The organism is Sphingorhabdus sp. (assembly GCF_044338195.1).
In the GTDB taxonomy this organism is placed as follows: Bacteria; Pseudomonadota; Alphaproteobacteria; order Sphingomonadales; family Sphingomonadaceae; genus Sphingorhabdus_B.
The window spans coordinates 43,521-63,739 of record NZ_JBIIMC010000001.1; the positions used below are offsets into that span (position 1 = coordinate 43,521).

The window sequence follows — 20,219 nt, forward strand, 5'->3', positions numbered from 1 at the left end:
TCTATGCAAGACGTCGTCATTAAGCGTGCCCTACTGTCCGTTTCGGACAAGGCGGGATTGGTTGAACTTGGACATGCTTTGGCCGCGCGCCATGTCGAACTGGTCTCCACCGGTGGTACCGCCAAAACACTGCGTGATGCAGGGCTTCAGGTGAAGGACATTAGCGAGCTTACCGGTTTTCCCGAAATGATGGACGGCCGCGTCAAAACGCTGCATCCAAAAGTGCATGGCGGATTGCTTGCGGTTCGCGACAATGCCGAACACGCGGCGTCGATGAAGGAACATGACATTGGTGCAATCGACCTTGTCGTCGTGAACCTTTATCCCTTTGCGCAAACCGTGGCGAAGGGCGCGTCGCGGGATGAAATCATCGAGAATATCGACATTGGTGGACCGTCGATGGTGCGCAGCGCCGCGAAGAACCACGCATATGTTACGATCCTTACCGACCCATCCGATTATGATAATCTGATCGCAGAGCTGGAGGAAAGCGGCGGCAAAACAAGCTATGACTTCCGCCGCAAATGTGCGGCCAAAGCCTATTCGGCGACCGCGGCATATGACAGCATGATCAGCCAATGGTTCGCTTTTGCGGATCAGCAGCAGCTGTTCCCCGATATGCTTGCCGTGAACGGAAATCGCGAAACCGAATTGCGTTATGGCGAAAACCCGCATCAGCGCGCGGCACTTTATTTGCCTGTCGGTCCGCATGGATCGGGGATTGCCCAAGCCGAACAGGTGCAGGGCAAAGAACTGTCCTATAATAATTATAATGACGCTGATGCGGCGCTTGAACTGGTCAGCGAGTTTCGCGATGGACCGCCGACCGTCGTCATCGTCAAGCATGCCAACCCCTGCGGTGTGGCAACCGGCGAAACTTTAATCGACGCCTACCGCGCGGCGCTCGAGTGCGACAGCGTGTCGGCATTTGGCGGCATTGTCGCGGTTAACCGCCCGCTCGATGGCGCGACAGCCGAGGCCATTACCGAAATTTTTACGGAAGTCGTTGCCGCGCCATCGGCGGATGATGCCGCAAAGGCGGTGTTCGCAAAGAAAAAGAATCTGCGGCTTTTGTTGACAGGCGATCTGCCCGATCCAAAGCGGGGCGGCTTGTCGATTAAGCCGATCACGGGCGGTCTTTTGGTGCAGTCTCGTGATAACGGTCATGTGGCCGACAGCGATTTCAAGGTTGTGACCAAGCGTGCACCAACGGTGCAGGAACTGGCCGACTGCCGCTTTGCGTGGACCGTGGCCAAGCATGTAAAGTCGAACGCGATTGTCTATGCCAAGGATGGCGCAACTGCGGGTATTGGCGCAGGCCAAATGAACCGACGCGACAGCGCGCGGATTGCCGCGATTAAGGCAACCGAAGCCGCCGAAACTTATGGTTGGGCAACGCCACGTACCGTTGGATCGGCAGTGGCGTCAGATGCGTTTTTCCCGTTTGCGGATGGTTTGTTGGCTGCTGCTGAAGCGGGTGCAACGGCGGTCATTCAACCGGGCGGATCGATGCGGGATGACGAAGTGATCGCCGCTGCTGATGCGGCTGGTCTGGCCATGGTCTTCACCGGAATGCGCCACTTCCGGCATTGATAAAAATAGCGACGCGTCATCCTGAACTTGTTTCAGGATAACGCGCTACGTTTGTTTGCTATCCTGAAACAAGTTCAGGGTGACGCCCTGGAGTCAAATTACCCAGCGCGTTTCACGGAACCTCTGTAGTTTCCGTTACCGCCCTTTTTAGGACCATAGTTCCGCGCTGGTGCGCCGGGATCGCGACGGTTTTCGCTGCGCGCGGCAAATGCACGGTCGGCGGTAGGACGACGGTCACCGCTGGCGGCATTGTCGCTACGTGGACGCGCATCGCGGCTGCCTTCACGGCTGCCGTCACGCGGTCCGATGGCTGGCTGCCATCCACCTTGTGGTGCATGCGTCCGGTTGCGGGTTTCACCGTTCAAACCAGTGCCGCCATTGTTGCCGCCCAATTTCTTGCCAGCATAGTTGGTGCGACCGCCACCGGGTTGACCGCCACCGCGACCGCCACGGGCCTGTTGTGGTTTCTTGTCGGCAACGGGGGGTGGTAATGCGGCAACAGCGGCGCGGAAGCCTTCAGGAAGACCAAGCGTCATGGCGCGCACGCCGGTTAGACGCTCAATATCCTTCATATAGCCACGCTCATCACCGGCAACAAAGCTCATCGCGATGCCTTCACGGCCCGCACGCGCGGTACGACCGATGCGGTGCACATATTGTTCAGGCACATTGGGCAGTTCGAAGTTGAACACATGGCTCACGCCGGGAACGTCGATGCCGCGCGCGGCAATATCGGTTGCGACGAGGATTTTGATTTTGCCGTCACGAAATGCCTGCAGCGCAGCGGTACGCTGGCCTTGGCTTTTGTTGCCGTGAATGGCGGCTGATTGGATGCCCGCACCGGCAAGGCCACGCACAACGCGGTCCGCGCCATGCTTGGTGCGCGTGAACACAAGTGCACGGTCAATCTCTTCGCTTTGCAACTTGAGCGTCAGCAAAGTCTGCTTTTCGCGCTGTTCGACAAAGGTCACGAATTGTTCAACACGCTCTGCCGTGGTTGCCGCGGGTGCAACCGACACACGCACAGGATTGTTCAGGAAACGGTTGCCGAGTTCAGCAATCGCCTTTGGCATGGTTGCCGAGAAGAACAATGTCTGACGCTGCTTTGGCAGCAATTGGTCAATACGCTTCAACGCATGAATGAAGCCAAGGTCCATCATCTGGTCCGCTTCATCGAGGACGAAGATTTCGACGTCCTTCAACGTTATCGCGCGTTGCTCGATTAAATCGATCAGACGGCCCGGTGTCGCAACCAGAATATCGACGCCGCCAGCAAGACGTTTTTTCTGGCTGAAAATGGGCATGCCGCCAAAGACGCAATCCACCTTCAGGCCAAGGAATTTGCCATAGGTGCGGAAGCTGTCGGCGATCTGTGCCGCAAGCTCGCGGGTTGGCGACAGCACCAGCATACGGCAGCTATATTGCTGACGCGCTTTTGGCTTTGTTGCGAAATGGTGCAGCGATGGCAAAGCGAATGCCGCAGTCTTACCGGTTCCGGTTTGCGCGATACCGCACAGGTCACGGCCTTGCAGCAATGGCGGGATCGACTGTTGCTGGATTGGCGTTGGGGTATCATATCCCGCAGCTTCAAGCGCCTTAAGGATAGGTTGGGCAAGGCCCAGGTCTTGGAAAAAAGACATATATATACTTTCAAATGGTCGTCGCAGCCCCATGATGCCGATCCTTGAAACAGGACAGCACGGGCGCAACAGCAGGTGTTCGGGAGCAGCTTATGCTGACCCGTTGGAAACAACCCTGCGTGATATGGGAAGCCTCTAAGCTTACGCATCTTGTTCGATTGGCGGAGCCACTTGTTGCGGCCCTCACGCTGCCAATACTGCGGCGGTATCGTCCGCTCGCCTCATGCGCTTGGCGGCCTATTGGCTTAATGGGGCACCAAACGCAAGTTATTTGTGCATTTGCGCAATAATCAGTCGCGACAGCTGTGCACATAACGACGATTCGTAACGCCTCGTTAACCATCTATTAGGGCATTTCGTTCACTGATTTCCCCAGAGCTTCTCTCAGGGGTATTTATGGCAGTGCAGGACCAGACAGCAGTAGACGTAGCAATCATCGGGGCAGGACCCGCCGGCCTAACCGCCGCTTATTTGCTGACGAAAAAGGGGTATAGCGTCACCGTCATCGAAAAAGATGAACGCTATGTCGGCGGCATCAGCCGCACGGTCGAAGTTGACGGATATCGCTTTGACATCGGCGGCCACCGCTTTTTTTCCAAATCGAAAGAAGTGGTCGATTTGTGGAACGAGATTTTGCCCGATGACTTCATTCAACGTCCGCGCATGAGCCGGATCTATTATGAAGGCAAATTCTACAGCTATCCGCTGCGCGCGTTCGAAGCCTTGTTCAACCTTGGCATTATCCGATCAACGCTGTGCATGGCGAGCTATGTGAAGGCCAAAGCCTTTCCGAATAAAAATGTCCGCAGCTTTCAAGATTGGACGGTAAACCAGTTTGGTCACAAGCTGTTTTCGATCTTCTTCAAAACCTACACCGAAAAGGTTTGGGGCATGCCGTGCGACGAAATGTCCGCCGACTGGGCAGCGCAGCGTATCAAAGGCCTGAGCCTTGGCGCCGCCGTCCTTGACGGACTCAAGCGATCGTTCGGTCTGAATAAAAAGCCCAATGACGGCATGGAAACCAAGACATTGTTGGAGACATTCCGTTATCCGCGCCTTGGACCCGGAATGATGTGGGATGCCGCGCGCGACTTTGTCGTGGCGAAGGGCAACACGGTGTTAATGGGCCATAGCTTTAAGCAACTCGCGCAAGATGCAAATGGCGACTGGCGCATGACTGCATCCAAAACCGATGGCAGCGAGGCGGTGATTACCGCAAAGCATGTCATCAGCAGTGCACCGATGCGCGAGCTGTCGGCACGTATCCATCCGCTTCCGCAAACATCGTTGCAGGCAAATAACCTGCGCTATCGTGACTTTTTGACGGTGGCACTGATGATCCGCTCGGACGATTTGTTCCCGGACAACTGGATCTACATTCACGACAGCAAAGTGCAGGTTGGCCGCGTGCAAAACTTCCGCAGCTGGTCACCCGAGATGGTGCCAGACCCATCCATCGCGTGCGTCGGTCTTGAATATTTCTGCTTCGAAAATGACAATCTGTGGGCGTCAACCGATGCCGACCTGATTGAGCTCGCCAAGACGGAAATGGCCATTCTCGGTTTGTGCAAGGCGGAAGATGTTGTGGGTGGCGCGGTTGTCCGTCAGGAAAAGGCATATCCCGTCTATGACGATGATTATGCTACCAATGTCGAAGCGATGCGTAACGAACTGGAAACGCGCTATCCAACGCTACACATGGTCGGGCGGAACGGCATGCACCGTTACAACAACCAAGACCATGCGATGATGACCGCCATGTTGACGGTCGAAAACATCGCCGCGGGAAGCCGCGTGTACAATATCTGGAACGTTAACGAAGATGCCGAATATCATGAGGCAGGCGACGAAGGCGAACAGCACGTCATTGCGGTCAAGGTTACCGAAGACCAAGCCGCGGCGCTTACGTCGGAACGCGACGTACCACAGCGGATCGCCCCTGTCGGTCAGCCTAACGCCAGCGATATCAGTAAGGCCGCTTAAGGATCAACATGCAGGCAGCCAAGCCGCCTGCATGATTGCGGAACCAATTCAGGGGGTGCACGGGTGATTAAACTGGCGAACCAATTACGCGGCAATGTCTTCCTGCGTTATGTGGCGGTAAGTGTATGTGCACTTGCAACCGATATGACCGTCTTCCTGCTCGTGCTGGAAACGGGCATGCCGGCAACGGCGGCATCTGCTTTTGGCTATTCAGTCGGCATATTCGCGCACTGGATTTTATCCAGCCGAAAGGTGTTTCACGATAGGGTTTCGGAAAAAGGCACCATTGCCCGCACGCAGCAAAAGGCGATGTTTCTGGCCTCTGCCCTCATGGGCCTTGTCCTGACCATGATTGTGGTCGGCGCGGGCACGGCATTGGGCATCGATGCGCGCATTGCGAAAGTCGTTGCTATCACGACGTCATTTTTGCTCACCTATCTTCTGCGCAACGTCGTCATTTTCCGGCAAGCGTCGGTGCAATAGCCGTGGTTAATTTTACCGAACGACATTTTGCCCGGCTGATAGTCGGCATCTGGCTTTGCGCCGCTTTTGGCATTGCACTCATTTCGCGTGACGCAATTTCGGCTTGGAAAATGGGCGACCCCGATGACCAGATGCGCATACTTCAAGTACGCGATTGGGTTGCGGGGCAAAGCTGGTGGGACATTACGCAATACCGCATGAATGCCCCCGCCGGCGGTGACATGCATTGGTCACGACTTGTCGATGTGCCACTCGCATTATTCATACGGCTGCTGACGCCGGTTATGGGGCAAGCAATTGCCGAGCAGGTTTCTGCCAGCATTGTACCGTTGCTCACCCTTGGTGTTGCCCTCTGGTTTTATGCGCTGGGCGCCCGCCGTCTTTTTGGAGCGACTGTTGCAGTTGTGGCCACTGCTTTGGTTATCACGATCGCTCCATTTACGACGCAAATGATACCCATGCGCATTGATCATCACGGATGGCAGATTGTGTGTTTCGTAGTTGCACTGTGGGCTTTGTTTGACCGACATACCAAGATTTGGTCAGCGGTCGTATTGGGCTTAGCATGCGCTTTGTGGATCGAGATTTCGATCGAGGGCTTGCCCTTCGCGGCATTGGCTCTAGGCATTTCTGCGCTGGGCTGGGTGTTCCCGCAGCTTGCGGCAGTTTCGGATCACGGGCGACTGCGATTTCCGGTCGCTTTGGCATCCATCGCAATCGGGGCGCTTGTATTTTTCAGCATCACCGAACGCTGGTCAGCTTCCAATTTCTGCGATGCGCTATCTCCCGTACATATTGCAGCGCTGTCCGTAATGGCTGCTGTGATCATCGCGGCGGTCCTTTTGGAAAAGGCAGCCGCCATTTTTGCGACAGTTTATTTTCGGCTGGCTGCATGCGCAGCAGCGGCAGTCAGTGGGGCTGCGATGTTGCTGTCAATAGCACCGCAATGCGCAGGTGACGCATTTGCCAGACTTGATCCGCTGGTGCGTGAATATTGGTTTGAGAGTGTCCCCGAAGGACTGCCGCTTTGGGCCGCGCCACTCGACTTCGCGATCCAGCAATATGCCTACATACTAGTTGGCTGTGTGGCGCTTGCGTTGGTCTTGTTGTTCAACAAGCAATTGTTGAAAGCTGACAAGATTCGGATGGCACTGTTGTTCCTTGGCACAGTCATAATCGGCGCATTCGTGAGCCGAACGGCGGTGTACGCGATGATGGTGGCCAACCTTTTTCTGGCAGCGACCTTGGTGGGCGGTTTTATTACCGCCGAGAGTTACAAAAATGTCATTCTGCGCATGGCTCTACGGATCGGTGCCATTTTGTTGGCGATGCCAAATGTGTCCGCGCAGTTTATCATAGACGAGCGAAATGCAGCCGAGGCGAAGGCCGATCCGGCTTTGGACAGGCTCAACAGAAATTTTGGAAAACAGACTTGGCGGTGTCAGAAAACCACGGCGATTGCGGCATTGGACCGTCTACCCCCTTCGCCTGTTATGGCCACACTAGATACCAATCCGGCTATCTTGCAATTTACCCGGCATGTTGTTGTGGCATCGGGCCACCATCGCAATCAGGCGGCAATGGCTGATGTTATTCGGACCTTCACAGGTGTACCGGATCAAGCAGCACAAGTTATTGTTGCGCGCCGCATCCGGTATCTCATTACGTGCGACGGCAGCTACGAGCTGGCATTATATGCTCGTAAGGCGCCGAAAGGTTTGCTTGCGCAACTGCGTGGCGGACGGGTCCCCGCCTGGCTCAAACGGCAGCCAGATATAGGCCCGTTTCAGATCTATGCGGTAGACCGCACACAATTGCCCGACATACGTGCCGAATATGATTGAACGTACTCCACGCGCGCAGATCGTTTTGGGCATATGGGTGTTGCTATCCATTTACCTTGTTATCGGCAGCTGGCCCATCATTAGTTCGGGCAGCGGCTGGGACCCCGACGACCAATTGCGCTTGGTGCAATTACGAGACTTTTTGAATGGCCAAAGCTGGTTCGATAACCGGCAGTACCGGATGAACCCGCCCGATGGCGCGCCGATGCATTGGTCACGGCTCATTGAGCTGCCCTTGGCCGCGATAACGTTACTGCTCACACCGATGTTCGGCCAGACTGTTGCTGAAATAGTTGCGTCGACTGCGGTGCCTCTGCTGCTGTTCGGCACTATAATCATGCTTCTGGCCCGCACCGCTTGGCACGTAGGTGGCGAACGTGCAGCCATTGCTGCAGCGATTATCACCGCAATGTCCGTCCCGCTCAGCGTGCAATTGCGGCCAATGCGTATTGACCATCATGGCTGGCAAATCGCGATGGCCGTACTGGCGTTGGCATCATTATTTTATGGGCATGCGCGCATGGCGGGATTGGTTTTGGGGGCAGCACTTGCGATATGGCTCCATATATCGCTCGAAGGCGCGCCAATGTCCGCGGCCTTTTTCCTGTTCCTGGGTTGGCAATGGCTGACCAAACCCGATGAATCAGCCCGTCTGTTTTGGACGATTGGCGCGTTCGCTTTGTCATCACTGGTTCTATTTTTTGGCACGCAGACGCAGGGCCTGGGCGCATCGACATATTGCGATACGGTTTCGCCGCCACATGTATTGGCAATTCTCGCGGCCGCAGCGATCATGATCCCGGGTCTGTACATTGCTCCCCAATCTGAGCTGGCGCGTGTCTTGGTCATGGCTACTGCAGGAGGCGCTGCTGCTGCTGTACTCGTGTTGCGCGCACCTGAATGTTTGAACGGTCCGTTCAGTACTCTGGATCCGCTCGTGCGGGACTATTGGTATGTGTATGTGAACGAAGGGATGCCGATTTGGCATCATGACCTGCCCACCATCGCGTTTGTGATGGCGGCACCAATTGCAGGACTTGTCAGCTGCCTAGTTCTGACCCGAAAAGTGGACAAAACGTATCGATCAAAATTATGGGTCGTCGGCTTCTTCAGTCTATATGCGCTTGTCCTGTCGCTATTTGTTTCCCGGACGAGCTCGGTGGCTGCGGCCTATGCCGTGGTGCCTGTTGCTGCGCTTATCGTACACATCTTTGGGGTATATCGGCAAAGCGGGGTGCAAAAGCACCGCATTTTCTATGTCGCTGTCATGGTCTTTTTGATGGCGCCTGGATCTTATGCATACGTTGTTCTCAATGTCTTGCCACAACTGACGTCTGCGGATGACGCGCGTTCAGATGCGAAGTTGATGTCATGCGAATCCGCGCAGTCGGTCGCAACATTATCCGATCTACCGCGCGGACAATTTCTGGTTCCGTTGAATATGGCGCCAATGGTCCTGGTTCAAACCGCGCACAGCGTTTTGGCGAGCGGCCATCATCGCAATCAAAAAGCGATGCACGATCACATCGAAATTCTCCGGTCGCGCCCCGATGTTGCCAAGCAATTGATAGCCGCGCGCGGTATCAATTATGTTGCGCTCTGCCCTGACGACGGGGGGCTTGATTATTATGCCCGGAAACATCCGAAGGGCCTGTGGGGACAAATTGCCAAGGGACATGTGCCGGACTGGCTTGAGCCGCTGCCCGCAAAAGGCAAGGGAATCAGGGTCTGGCGCGTGCGTTAAAGGTGCATGAAATCGCGGTCGAAGCTTTTGAGATGCGCCCCGCCATCAACGAAGATGATTTGCCCGGTAACGTCTTGCGCTTTTGCCAAATAAACCACCGCATCGGCAACAGCGGATGGCGATGGAAGCGCGCCCAGTGGCATCATGTCCGCCAATCGGAGCTCTTGTTCTTCGGTATAGTCATCGGTTGATATGACGAGCCCCGGTGCGACGCCATTATAGCGTGCGCGCCCTGCAAAAGACGCAGCCATGGACCGTACCGACGCTGCCAGCGCCTGCTTGGAGAGCGTGTAGCTAATCTGGTCGCGGTGCGGATTGACGACGCGCTGGTCGAGAATATTGACGATTGCTGGCCGCACGTCAGCGCCCGCGGCATCGACAACAGCTTTGGCGAGCAACAGTGGGGCAAACAGGTTCAGCCGGAAATGCGCCTCCAGCGTTTCGAACGACATCGACTCCCAATCATCCTGCCCAAACATCGCGGCGCTATTCACCAGAACCTGAGGTGCGCGGCCAAAATGCGTTGTTATCATTTCAACGAGATTGGCCGGGTCGCCGGTGCTCAGGTCAAAGGTAAAACGTTGCCATTCGCACTCGTTTTTTTGCAGCGTCGCCAGAAGCTTTTCTTCGGGCTGTGAATCGAGATGGCTCACCAGTGCCAACGCGTAACCCGCATCCGCAAGCTTAGATGCGATTTCGGCCCCTAGCCGACGCTTGCCGCCTGTAACAATTGCAAGCGGCGCCGTTGTCACTTGCGGCTCCGCGACATTGTAATGCCAATCGATTCATTATCTTCGGCGATGGCGAGTTTCACGATTTTGACGACGATGTGGCTAATGCGCGGGTCGTCAGCAAACAGATTATCCATGATATGATCGGCGACGGCTTCGATGAGCGTGAAGTGCACATCATTGGGCAACAGCGTCGCAGCCTCTTTCAACGTCATATAATTTTTCGACGCCGACAGCGGCGTGTCCGGCGCATAATGCGGAGCCATATCCAGCGTTGCGCTAATCGAAATACGCAGCGGCTGGGGCAGGTGCGTTTCCTGGCTGTAAATGCCTGTCAGTACATTGACCACAAGGTCATGTACTTCGAGAATGAGGCTATCGGTCATATCACTCCTTAACGTGACCAGCGGGCGAAAATAGCTGTGGGCAAAAGCATGCCCCGGCCCTGTTCGCGCACCGCGAGTTCACCAAATTCAACTTTGCCACCAAGGTCGGCAAAATGGGATTCCAACAACCCGCCCAGCGCCAGCGCCGACATGCGCACCGCGTAGACGGTCAGAAATAGAAATTTCGATTCCGCATCAAGCAACTTGCGGCAATTGGCGATCAGTTCGGGCAGATCTTCCTCAAGCCGCCAGACTTCGCCCTCGGGACCGCGGCCATATTTGGGTGGGTCCAGCAATATGCCGTCATAACGTTTTTCGCGTCGCACTTCGCGTGCCACGAATTTGGCGGCGTCGTCGACGATCCAGCGAATGGGACGGTCGGACATGCCCGACATTTCAGCATTGGCCCGTGCCTGCGCAACCGATTTCTTGGACGCATCGACATGCACCATCTGCGCGCCCGCTGCCGATAAGGCGAGGGTGCCAACACCGGTATAGCCAAACAGGTTCATCGCAACAGGATCGGTGACCCCTGCCAACTGCCCGCGCATCCACCGCCAGACAGGGTCCATATCCGGGAAAAAACCGAGGTGACGGAATGGTGTGCAGGATGCGGTAAAGTGCACCTCATCATTCCATGCGAGCGGCCAGCCATCCATGGGAACGGGTTTGTTATTATACCAACGTCCGCCGCCATCATCGTCGGATCCGGGGATGAATTCGGCATCTGCGGGCCATTCGTCGAGCGCAGGCGCCCACATCGCTTGCGGTTCTGGCCGGATGAAGCGGCGGTCACCGTAAGATTCATATTTGCGCCCGTTGCCTGAATCGATCAGCGTGTAATCGCTGCGCGGCTCGCTGATCAGGGTGACGAAATTCTGTTCCATATTTTAGCGAACGGCGCGCGCAAGCACATAGTCCCGGACGGCGTCATATGTGCCGGGCAAGACATCGAAGCGCTCTTCACGGTCAAACAGATGCGAGACACGCGCAGGCAAAGCAGGGCGAACGCCGGTTGCATTTTCCACTGCGTCCGGGAACTTGGCGGGGTGGGCGGTTGCCAATGTGACGATCGGCGTTTCCGGCTTGATGCCCGACGCCCGCGCCGCGTGCAGTGCGATTGCGGTGTGGGGATCGATAATCTGGTCCGCCGCGCCATAGGCCCAGCGCATGGCGGCGGACATCTGGTCGGCATCGGCGCGCGCGCTCGACAATAATGCAGATTTTTTCCGCATCTCGGGCGACAGAACCATTTTGCCCATTTGTTCGAACCATTTCATCCGCGCTGCGGTGGTCGATCCATCGCGACCTTCAAGGTCAAACAGCAGCCGTTCAAAATTGCTCGACACCTGAATATCCATCGATGGTGCTGCGGTCGGGGTTACGCCCAACACCGAATAGTCACCCTTTGACAGGGCGCGGTGCAAAATGTCGTTGATGTTGGTGGCGACAATCAGCCGTTCAATCGGCAAGCCCATTTGCGCGGCAACATAGCCAGCAAACACATCGCCAAAGTTTCCGGTCGGGACGGAAAACGCAATTTTGCGCTCCGGTCCGCCCAATCGAAGCGCGGCGTAGAAATAATATACCACCTGCGCCATCAGGCGGGCCCAGTTGATGGAGTTTACGGCCGATAAAGTCAGTGGGCCATTGACATCCTTGTCACTGAACATCCGCTTTACCATAGCCTGCGCGTCGTCGAAGCTGCCTTCAATCGCGATGTTGTGGACATTGGGCGCAAGGATCGTTGTCATCTGCCGCCGCTGCACGTCAGAGACGCGGTTATGCGGGTGCAGCATGAAAATTTCGATTTGTGCGCGTCCGGCCACGGCGTCGATGGCCGCTGATCCCGTGTCTCCGGACGTCGCGCCAACAATCGTCAGCTTTTTATCCGTGCCCGACAGGAAGCGTTCAAACAACTGCCCAAGCAATTGAAGTGCAACGTCCTTAAATGCCAAGGTTGGCCCGTGAAACAGCTCAAGCAACCAGTGCTGCCCATCAAGCTGCACCAATGGCGTAATGGCCGAATGGGCAAAGGACCCATAAGCCGTCGAACACAGACCCTTGAGTTCAGCCTCGGTCAATACGCCCGCTGTAAACGGCGCCATAACGCGCGCGGCCAACTCGACATAAGACAGGCCGCGCATCGCTTTTATATCTTCTGTCGAAAATTGCGGCCAATGGCGCGGGACATATAGTCCGCCATCTCGGGCCAGACCCGTTAGGGTGACGCCTGCAAAATCGAGCGCGTCCGCGTTGCCGCGGGTGCTGATATAATCTGTTCCGTTAATCGTCATAGCGCGCACGCGGTTACCCGCGACGCTGCATTTAGGCAAGATTATTGCAAATCAGCCCGGACAAATTCGGCACATCTTTCACCAATCATGATGCTTGGCGCATTTGTGTTACCAGAAACGAGGCGCGGCATGATGCTGGCATCCGCGACATACAGCCCTTCGATGCCACGATATTTCAAGCGTGGGTCGACAACATCGTCCGCATTGGGCCCCATGCGGCACGTGCCGACGGGATGGTATACGGTATCTGCGCGACTGCGGATCAGGTCGTCCAAGGCGGCATCGTCATTCAGATCGACAGGATGGCGATTCTTTCCGCCATACACGGCAAGCGCAGGTGCTTCGAAAATCCGGTGCATGGCGCGCACGCCGCTGCGCAATGTAGCCATGTCGCGATCGTCGCTCAGAAATGCCGGGTCAATCAGCGGGGCCGTGCTTGCATCTGTTGATGCAAGGCGCACCGTGCCACGGCTTTCCGGCCGCAAGACACAGGCATGGCAGCTGAACCCATGGCCTTTCACTTTGGAACGGCCATGGTCTTCCAACATAGCTGGGACGAAATGATATTGAATGTCAGGTGCTGGCAAGCTTGCGTCCGAACGCCAAAATCCGCCCGCTTCCGCAAAGCAGGTGGTCATAACGCCTGTGCGCTTGCGGCGATGTTCAATAATCGCTTTGACCATCTTTACGGTACCGGTCAGCGAATCCCCGAAAAAGTCGTCCTTTGACTGTGTTTCAAAGCTGGAGACATAATCGATATGGTCTTGCAGGTCTGCACCGACAGCTTGTTTATCATGAACGACATCCACACCGACGCTGCGCAGATGGTCGGCCGGGCCAATGCCCGACAGCATCAATATTTGCGGTGATCCAAATGCACCTGCGGACAAAATGACAGCGCCGCGTGCCTTGATCGTGCGCTTTTTGTTTCGACCTTGGCGAATGACAACGCCTGTGGCGCGTCCGTTTTCGACGATGATCTTCTCGGTCAGTGCACCGGTAATGACTTCCATCCGGTCGCGTGCCGGTTCGACATAGGCGCGCGCTGCGGTCCAGCGTTCGCCGCCCTTTTGCGTGACTTGATACAGGCCAAAGCCGTCCTGCGTCGCGCCGTTGAAGTCATTATTGACCGGCAACTGCAACTCGGCAGCCGCTTCAATGAAGGCAAGGCTGCCGGCCTGCGGCCAGCGTTGGTCAGACACGGACAGCGGTCCACCTGATCCGTGAAAGGCATCAGAACCGCGTTCATTGTCTTCGCAGCGTTTGAAATAGGGCAACACGTCGTCATAGGACCAGCCATCGCAACCCAGTGCGGCCCAATTGTCATAATCATATTTGTGGCCACGGATGTAGACCATCGCGTTAATCGCGCTCGACCCGCCAAGGCCTTTGCCGCGCGGTTGATATCCGGTGCGGCCATTCAGGCCCTTTTGCGGGACGGTTTCATATTTATAGTTCGACCCATTGCGGATGAATGGCATGAAACCCGGCGTTTTGATCAACATATTGTTGTTGGTGCCGCCAGCTTCGATCAGGCAGACCTTATATTTGCCACCTTCGGAAAGACGCCCAGCTGCAGCGCTCCCCGCTGACCCGCCACCAATCACGATGATATCAAATTCGTCCATATTGCCTGCTCCTCTAACGCGAAGGTTTAAGCGGACGATTAAATACTGGCAAGGGTGTAAATAGCGTTAGTCCGCCTTTGCCTCTTGCGCTTCAAGCCATCGCGCACGGATCGTGGTCGATGTTTCCCGGCTGCCATCGTGGCTCCACCCCGGTTCGCGCACAAGGTACGACAATTTGTGACGCCATGGTGCCGACCAGAGGTCTTTGAACATCCCCACCCATTCGTGAAACACGCTCCACAACAGGTTGAAGGTTCCGAGTTGCCGGACAATCCCGTAGCGGATTTTTTCGCTATCTACTTCTTCGGTAAAGGTCCCGAACATGCGATCCCAGATGATGAAAACGCCGGCATAATTGCGGTCAAGATAGCGGGGATTGGTCGCATGGTGGACGCGGTGATGGCTTGGCGTGTTCATCACATATTCGAACCAGCGCGGGAATTTGCCGATGGCTTCGGTATGGATCCAGAATTGATAGATAAGGTTAAATGCACCCACGAAGAGCAGCATTGCCGGGTGAAAACCGATGAGCGCCAAAGGAATGCGGAAGATAAAGCCAAGCGCAATGAAGCCGGTCCATGTCTGACGCAGCGCAGTGGAGAGATTATAATGCTGGCTTGAGTGGTGGTTTACATGGCTCGCCCAAAACCAGCGGACGCGGTGTCCGGTGCGATGCGCCCAATAATAAGCCAGATCGTCCAAAACAAAGCATAAGGGCCATGCCCACCATACCCAACCAATGTCGAACAACCGGTTCTCGTACATCCACATCGCCAGACTGAAAACCAACGCGCCGGTCAGCGCGCCTGCAACGGTGCTGCCGGTGCCGAGCGCGAGTGACGTCAAGGTGTCGCGCGGTTCATATTTCTCTGGCGCACGGCTGCGTGCCCACAGCATTTCTGCAAGGATGAGGATGATGAACGCCGGAATGGCATAATCCACTGGGCTGAAAAGTTCAGGCATGCCTATTTCCCATATTATGCTGACCGTTGTTCAAATGGCGAAGGCCAGATGCCCATGAAGGCGCTTGGTCACCCAAATTGAGCGTGATGGTTCCAAATGTCTTCTCGCCTGTTCCGATGGTGAGAAAATTCTGGTCCAAACGGGATTCGCTGTGCCGGTCGAGTAAACGTCCTGCCCATTGCACACCGTGGCGACGGATGAGCATGTGCCGTCCCTGATCGTCGCGCAACAATGCCGCGATGCCCGCTTTGTCGATTGCGATGTCGACGGGCTGGAACCCACAGAGCGTCTCTTCGGCAATGTCACGCGCCTGCGCTTCGCTGTGGATGCGGACATCGCCGCCCAAGCGCCAAAACCGCGCGAGCCATGCGATAAACAAAATCGATACAATCGACCCGGCAAGTTGCAGCAATTCTGCCATTAAGAAGCCCGTCCGCGCAGCATGTCCATCATCGCCGCAACGGGCGATAGGTCATAGCCTGCGTCAGCGGCCTGTTCCGAAAGGACGGCGGGATGATCGCCCTTCGCCGCGCGGGCCAATGCCCATAACAATGTCGATCGGGTTCCCGACCGGCAATAGGCCAATATTTTGCCGTTTGCGTTTTCAATGGCATCGGCCATGGCCGTCACCTGCCATTCGGCAAAGCCCGCGTGCGTCACGGGAATGGCGACATAAGCGATACCGGCAGCTTGCGCCGCGGCGGCGATTTCAGCGCCTGACGTCTGGTCGGCGGATTCATCTTCTGGACGGTTGTTGATGATCAACGAAATGCCCGCGGCTTTCGCGTCTGCCACGTCGGAAAGGCTGATTTGCGGCGCGGCGAAAAACGTGTCTGTCAATTTACGAAACATCAGCAAATCCTGTTATTTGCCGCACGAAGCGGTCATCTGCCCTTCGCCTTATTTTAATCTGCAATCGATAACAAGAATGGACCGCGCATTGGCCCGAAACGCCCCGCTAAAACTGCGCGATGACCGATAGGAAATCTTCGCCATAGGCCTCCAGCTTGCGTGCGCCGACACCGCTAATTCGGCCTAAGGCGTGGATGTTGGTTGGCTTGGTCAATGCCATCTCGCGCAAAGTTGCGTCGTGAAAAATAACATAAGGCGGCACGCCCACAGCTTCGGCCAGCGCGCGGCGTTTCGCACGTAGTGCCTCAAACAACGGGTTGCCAATGGGATTGTCCGGTCGACCGGCGCGACGTTTGGTGTCGGGTTTTACGATCGCAATCTGGATATTTTGATCGCCGCGCATAATCGCGCGGGCATCGCCAGCCAATTTCAAACCGCCATGTTCGTTGGCCACCATTGCCCCGCGTGCTTGCAAGGCGCGAGACAAGGGCTTCAGCATGGCTGCCTCTGCTTTGCTGACAATCCCGAACACCGAAAGCTGGTCATGCCCCAATTGGGTGATGCGGTCATCTTTGCTGCCCGTCAGGACCTTTTCCAAATGGCCCATGCCGAACATCTGCCCGGTGCGATAGGCCGCGGACAAGAGCTTGCGTGACAGTTCGGTGGCGTCATGAACGTCGGGGGCATTCAGGCAATTGTCGCAATTGCCGCATGATTCAGGAGGGCTTTCCCCAAAGTGACGCAGCAGCACTGCGCGCCTGCACCCCGCCGTTTCGACCAGATATGACAACGCGGCAACGCGCGCCAACTCCGCCTCGCGCCGTTCGGGGGGGAGCTCGCTCAGGCGCATGCGGGCGCGGGTGAAGTCTCCGGCGGACCACAGCATATGCGCCACCGCCGGGTCACCATCGCGTCCGGCGCGGCCGCTTTCCTGATAATAGGATTCGATAGATTTTGGCAGGCCAGCATGCACGACAAAGCGCACATCGGGCTTGTCGATACCCATGCCAAACGCCACCGTCGCCACCATCACCATGTCTTCGGAAGACACAAACTCTGCCTGCGCGCGCGCGCGTGTCTGCGGCTCCATACCGGCGTGATAGTACAGCGCCTTGCGGCCGGTTTCTGCGATTTGGGCCGCAATTTTTTCGGTGCGGTCACGGGTCTGGGCATAAACGATGCCCGCGCCCTGCAAGCCTTTTACCAGTGCAGCGATGCCGCTGTTCGGGGCAGCAGTGGCGGCATAGCGGATGTTCGGCCGGTCAAAACCTGCCACCATGACGCCATCGTGCGGAATGCCCAGTTGCTCGGCAATATCGTCGCGCGTGTGGGTGTCGGCCGTTGCGGTCAGCGCGAGACGCGGGACGTCGGCAAAGTCGTCGAGCAAGGGACGCAGCAGGCGATAGTCCGGACGGAAATCATGCCCCCATTCCGAAACGCAATGCGCTTCATCAATGGCAAACAGCGCGATTTTGGTCTCACGCAACAGGGTGCGAAACTCTTGTCCTGATGCCCGTTCCGGCGCGACATAAAGCAGGTCTAGGTCACCAGCGCGAAACCGGCTGATCGTTTCTGCACGGTTGTCGTCCGCCGATGTCAATGTCGCCGCGCGAATGCCAACGGCGTCGGCCGCGCGCATTTGGTCATGCATCAGCGCGATGAGCGGCGAAATGACAATGCACGTGCCGTCCATGATGACCGCGGGCAATTGGTAACATAATGACTTGCCTGCACCCGTCGGCATGATGGCCAAGGTGCGTTGCCCCGCAAGCACCCGCGATACGACCTGTTCCTGCTGTCCGCGAAATTCGGGGAAGCCGAAAATGCGGTGCAACACATCAGATGGTGTGGGGGATGGAGCGACGGGGGCCATGCCACGCCCTAGCGTGACTGAAGTGCCAGTGACAGAGTGCAGTTGTCTTCAAACCAAGTCGCTTGTGGATAGCGCGCGCTTTATACCGAAGGGACGGCTTCTTCTTCAGCCTCGCTTTGCTGCCTTGCCCACATTTCGGCATACAGGCCGCCCTTGCGCAGCAGTTCATTATGCGTCCCTTGTTCGGCAACGCGTCCGGCATCCAAAACCATGATCTGATCGGCATCGACGATGGTCGACAGCCGGTGGGCGATGATGATTGTCGTGCGCCGTTCCGAAATGCGTTCAAGCGTCGCCTGAATTTCGGACTCGGTGCGGCTATCCAGCGCGCTGGTGGCTTCATCAAGGATCAGGATCGGCGGATTTTTCAGCAACGTCCGTGCGATAGCCACACGCTGCTTTTCGCCGCCGGACAGTTTCAGCCCGCGTTCGCCGACCTTGGCGGCATATTGCTCTGGCAGTGACTCGATAAAGCCGTGAATCGATGCGCCGCGTGCGGCCTCTTCGATTTCGATCTGGCTTGATCCCTCACGGCCATAACCGATATTATAGCCGATGCTGTCGTTGAACAGCACGGTGTCCTGCGGCACAATACCGATGACGCTGCGCAGGCTTGATTGCGTCACATCGCGCAGATCCTGCCCATCGATGGTAATGCGGCCGCCGGTGATGTCGTAAAATCGGTATAGTAGCCGCGCAATGGTCGATTTGCCCGCGCCCGATGGCCCCACCACCGCGAGGGTATGGCCCGGTTCAATTGTGAAGCTGACGCCGTTGAGGATTTGCCGGTCGGGGTCATAGCCAAAGCGCACATCTTCAAACGCCACCGCGCCACCCGACACGGCCAAGGCAGGCGCACCGGGCTTATCGGTAATTTCGGCTGGTGTGTCGATCAGGTCGAACATTGCGGCCATATCCGTGAGGCCTTGGCGAATGGTGCGATACACCATCCCGAGCATATCCAGCGGCCGGAATAGCTGCGCCAACAAGGTGTTGACGGTGACAACATCACCGGTCGTAAATTGCCCCCGCGACCAGCCCCAAACGACATAGCCCATGGCACCCGCCATCATCAGATTGGTGATCAGCGACTGCCCGATATTCAGCGCGGCGAGCGAGTTTTCCGATTTGACGGCGGCGTTCGCATAATGATGAACGACCTCAGCATAGCGGCGCGTTTCCCGCTTTTCGGCGTTGAAATATTTCACCGTTTCATAATTGAGCAGACTGTCGACCGACTTTGCGACGGTCTGCGTATCCAGCTCGTTCATTTCCTCGCGCAATTTGTTGCGCCAGTTGGTGATGACGGTGGTGTAGGCGATATAGCTGACCACCATGATCAGCGTCGCCGCAACCATGCCCCAACCAAATTCAATCTTGAAATATGCCGAGACCAGAACAAGCTCCAGCAAGGTCGGCGCGATATTGAACAGCAGGAAATAGAGCATGATATCGATGCTCTTCGTCCCGCGTTCGATAACCTTGGTCACCGCACCCGTCCGGCGGTTCATATGAAAACGCATCGATAGATTGTGCAAATGGCTGAACACATTTTCGGCCAAACGGCGGGTGGCTTCTTGCCCGACGCGTTCAAAAACCACGTTGCGCAGATTGTCGAACAAGACGCCGCCAAAACGCGCGCCGGCATAAGCGGCCACGAGCGCAATCGCGATAGCGACACTGTCTTCCATGCCGGGAACCATGCGGTCGATGGCCTGGCCATAGACCCATGCCATGCTCAATTGAATGAGCTTGGACACCACCACCAGCAGCAGCGCAAATACAATGCGCGCGCGCAGCCCCGTCTCACCCTTTGGCCATAAATATGGCAAGAACCGCCGCATCACGGCGAAATCGGGCTTGGCATCTGATGTGGGGGCTAAAGGTGGCACAGGGGCCGTATAATTAGATTAAGCGAAAGCGCAAACGTCCATCATGTGCGACCTGAAAGCAGCATCCATGTCGCGACCGCGTTAATGCCCGTATATACCCCATAGGTCAGCGCAACCGCCCACGACCCGCCATTTGCGAACCACAGCGCGCCCATCAGCAACGCCAGTTCGATGGCGTAGCTGCCATAAGGACTGAAACGCGGGCTGAAATAACGCTTGGTTTCTTCAACGAAGGGATGCCCGGATTCTGAAACTGCTTTGTGCATGGCAAAATTGGCAATGCCCATAAAGAAACAGAAAATCAGCAGCA

General features: G+C 56.4%; 17 protein-coding genes. 5 read left to right on the forward strand and 12 right to left on the reverse strand.

What is annotated here, in order from left to right:
- Nucleotides 1-3: 3 nt before the first annotated feature.
- Nucleotides 4-1,593, forward strand: coding sequence for a bifunctional phosphoribosylaminoimidazolecarboxamide formyltransferase/IMP cyclohydrolase (gene purH / locus ACIQZK_RS00185; RefSeq protein WP_397574368.1), 1,590 nt, complete (start codon nucleotides 4-6; stop codon nucleotides 1,591-1,593).
- A gap of 98 nt (nucleotides 1,594-1,691) precedes the next feature.
- Here the strand turns inward: purH and ACIQZK_RS00190 are convergent, their stop codons facing one another.
- Entirely contained in the window at nucleotides 1,692-3,233 is a 1,542-nt protein-coding gene (locus tag ACIQZK_RS00190) for a DEAD/DEAH box helicase (RefSeq protein ID WP_397574369.1), read from the reverse strand.
- 366 nt (nucleotides 3,234-3,599) lie between these two features.
- Here ACIQZK_RS00190 and ACIQZK_RS00195 point away from each other — a divergent pair, with 366 nt between their 5' ends.
- From ACIQZK_RS00195 to ACIQZK_RS00210, 4 genes are all read left to right on the forward strand, one after another.
- Nucleotides 3,600-5,216, forward strand: coding sequence for an NAD(P)/FAD-dependent oxidoreductase (locus ACIQZK_RS00195; RefSeq protein ID WP_397574450.1), 1,617 nt, complete (start codon nucleotides 3,600-3,602; stop codon nucleotides 5,214-5,216).
- 63 nt (nucleotides 5,217-5,279) lie between these two features.
- Nucleotides 5,280-5,699 carry a GtrA family protein gene (locus ACIQZK_RS00200; protein ID WP_397574370.1) on the forward strand — a complete coding sequence of 140 codons (420 nt, stop codon included), beginning with the start codon at nucleotides 5,280-5,282 and terminating at the stop codon, nucleotides 5,697-5,699.
- A 2-nt stretch (nucleotides 5,700-5,701) separates the two neighbouring features.
- Entirely contained in the window at nucleotides 5,702-7,543 is a 1,842-nt protein-coding gene (locus tag ACIQZK_RS00205) for a hypothetical protein (protein WP_397574371.1), read from the forward strand.
- A complete protein-coding gene (locus tag ACIQZK_RS00210) occupies nucleotides 7,536-9,287 on the forward strand; it encodes a hypothetical protein (RefSeq protein ID WP_397574372.1) in 1,752 nt (583 codons plus the stop codon). The genes ACIQZK_RS00205 and ACIQZK_RS00210 overlap by 8 nt, the downstream gene beginning before the upstream one ends.
- Here the strand turns inward: ACIQZK_RS00210 and ACIQZK_RS00215 are convergent.
- The 11 genes from ACIQZK_RS00215 to ACIQZK_RS00265 all read right to left on the reverse strand — a co-directional run bounded on the left by ACIQZK_RS00215 (nucleotide 9,284) and on the right by ACIQZK_RS00265 (nucleotide 20,175).
- The gene (locus tag ACIQZK_RS00215) at nucleotides 9,284-10,039 is read right to left on the reverse strand and encodes an SDR family oxidoreductase (protein ID WP_397574373.1); all 756 of its coding nucleotides are present in this window, start codon (nucleotides 10,037-10,039) and stop codon (nucleotides 9,284-9,286) included. The genes ACIQZK_RS00210 and ACIQZK_RS00215 overlap by 4 nt on opposite strands.
- The gene (locus ACIQZK_RS00220) at nucleotides 10,036-10,404 is read right to left on the reverse strand and encodes a dihydroneopterin aldolase (protein ID WP_397574374.1); all 369 of its coding nucleotides are present in this window, start codon (nucleotides 10,402-10,404) and stop codon (nucleotides 10,036-10,038) included. The genes ACIQZK_RS00215 and ACIQZK_RS00220 overlap by 4 nt, the downstream gene beginning before the upstream one ends.
- Before the next feature lie 8 nt (nucleotides 10,405-10,412).
- Nucleotides 10,413-11,291 (reverse strand): class I SAM-dependent methyltransferase, encoded by an 879-nt coding sequence (locus ACIQZK_RS00225; protein ID WP_397574375.1) that lies wholly within the window; start codon nucleotides 11,289-11,291, stop codon nucleotides 10,413-10,415.
- Between the two features lie 3 nt (nucleotides 11,292-11,294).
- Nucleotides 11,295-12,701, reverse strand: a complete 1,407-nt coding sequence (gene thrC / locus ACIQZK_RS00230; RefSeq protein ID WP_397574451.1) for a threonine synthase — start codon at nucleotides 12,699-12,701, stop codon at nucleotides 11,295-11,297.
- 41 nt (nucleotides 12,702-12,742) lie between these two features.
- Nucleotides 12,743-14,329 carry a GMC family oxidoreductase gene (locus tag ACIQZK_RS00235; protein WP_397574376.1) on the reverse strand — a complete coding sequence of 529 codons (1,587 nt, stop codon included), beginning with the start codon at nucleotides 14,327-14,329 and terminating at the stop codon, nucleotides 12,743-12,745.
- A 66-nt stretch (nucleotides 14,330-14,395) separates the two neighbouring features.
- Nucleotides 14,396-15,292, reverse strand: coding sequence for a sterol desaturase family protein (locus ACIQZK_RS00240; protein ID WP_397574377.1), 897 nt, complete (start codon nucleotides 15,290-15,292; stop codon nucleotides 14,396-14,398).
- On the reverse strand, nucleotides 15,285-15,713 hold the full coding sequence (locus tag ACIQZK_RS00245) for a hypothetical protein (protein WP_397574378.1): 429 nt from the start codon (nucleotides 15,711-15,713) through the stop codon (nucleotides 15,285-15,287). The genes ACIQZK_RS00240 and ACIQZK_RS00245 overlap by 8 nt, the downstream gene beginning before the upstream one ends.
- Complete coding sequence (locus tag ACIQZK_RS00250) at nucleotides 15,713-16,144, reverse strand: TIGR01244 family sulfur transferase (protein ID WP_397574379.1); 432 nt, start codon at nucleotides 16,142-16,144, stop codon at nucleotides 15,713-15,715. The genes ACIQZK_RS00245 and ACIQZK_RS00250 overlap by 1 nt, the downstream gene beginning before the upstream one ends.
- Before the next feature lie 106 nt (nucleotides 16,145-16,250).
- Nucleotides 16,251-18,017, reverse strand: coding sequence for a DNA helicase RecQ (recQ, locus tag ACIQZK_RS00255; protein WP_397574380.1), 1,767 nt, complete (start codon nucleotides 18,015-18,017; stop codon nucleotides 16,251-16,253).
- An 80-nt stretch (nucleotides 18,018-18,097) separates the two neighbouring features.
- Complete coding sequence (locus tag ACIQZK_RS00260) at nucleotides 18,098-19,909, reverse strand: ABCB family ABC transporter ATP-binding protein/permease (RefSeq protein WP_397574381.1); 1,812 nt, start codon at nucleotides 19,907-19,909, stop codon at nucleotides 18,098-18,100.
- 41 nt (nucleotides 19,910-19,950) lie between these two features.
- A complete protein-coding gene (locus ACIQZK_RS00265; RefSeq protein ID WP_397574382.1) occupies nucleotides 19,951-20,175 on the reverse strand; it encodes a hypothetical protein in 225 nt (74 codons plus the stop codon).
- Nucleotides 20,176-20,219: the final 44 nt, after the last annotated feature.

What these genes read in the sequence shown, in the direction of transcription:
- purH (WP_397574368.1), top strand. Translation starts at nt 4, where the DNA reads ATGCAAGACGTCGTCATTAAGCGTGCCCTACTGTCCGTTTCGGACAAG.
- ACIQZK_RS00190 (WP_397574369.1), bottom strand. Translation starts at nt 3,233, where the DNA reads ATGTCTTTTTTCCAAGACCTGGGCCTTGCCCAACCTATCCTTAAGGCG.
- ACIQZK_RS00210 (WP_397574372.1), top strand. Translation starts at nt 7,536, where the DNA reads ATGATTGAACGTACTCCACGCGCGCAGATCGTTTTGGGCATATGGGTG.
- ACIQZK_RS00220 (WP_397574374.1), bottom strand. Translation starts at nt 10,404, where the DNA reads ATGACCGATAGCCTCATTCTCGAAGTACATGACCTTGTGGTCAATGTA.
- ACIQZK_RS00225 (WP_397574375.1), bottom strand. Translation starts at nt 11,291, where the DNA reads ATGGAACAGAATTTCGTCACCCTGATCAGCGAGCCGCGCAGCGATTAC.
- thrC (WP_397574451.1), bottom strand. Translation starts at nt 12,701, where the DNA reads ATGACGATTAACGGAACAGATTATATCAGCACCCGCGGCAACGCGGAC.
- ACIQZK_RS00235 (WP_397574376.1), bottom strand. Translation starts at nt 14,329, where the DNA reads ATGGACGAATTTGATATCATCGTGATTGGTGGCGGGTCAGCGGGGAGC.
- ACIQZK_RS00240 (WP_397574377.1), bottom strand. Translation starts at nt 15,292, where the DNA reads ATGCCTGAACTTTTCAGCCCAGTGGATTATGCCATTCCGGCGTTCATC.
- ACIQZK_RS00245 (WP_397574378.1), bottom strand. Translation starts at nt 15,713, where the DNA reads ATGGCAGAATTGCTGCAACTTGCCGGGTCGATTGTATCGATTTTGTTT.
- ACIQZK_RS00250 (WP_397574379.1), bottom strand. Translation starts at nt 16,144, where the DNA reads ATGTTTCGTAAATTGACAGACACGTTTTTCGCCGCGCCGCAAATCAGC.
- recQ (WP_397574380.1), bottom strand. Translation starts at nt 18,017, where the DNA reads ATGGCCCCCGTCGCTCCATCCCCCACACCATCTGATGTGTTGCACCGC.
- ACIQZK_RS00265 (WP_397574382.1), bottom strand. Translation starts at nt 20,175, where the DNA reads ATGCACAAAGCAGTTTCAGAATCCGGGCATCCCTTCGTTGAAGAAACC.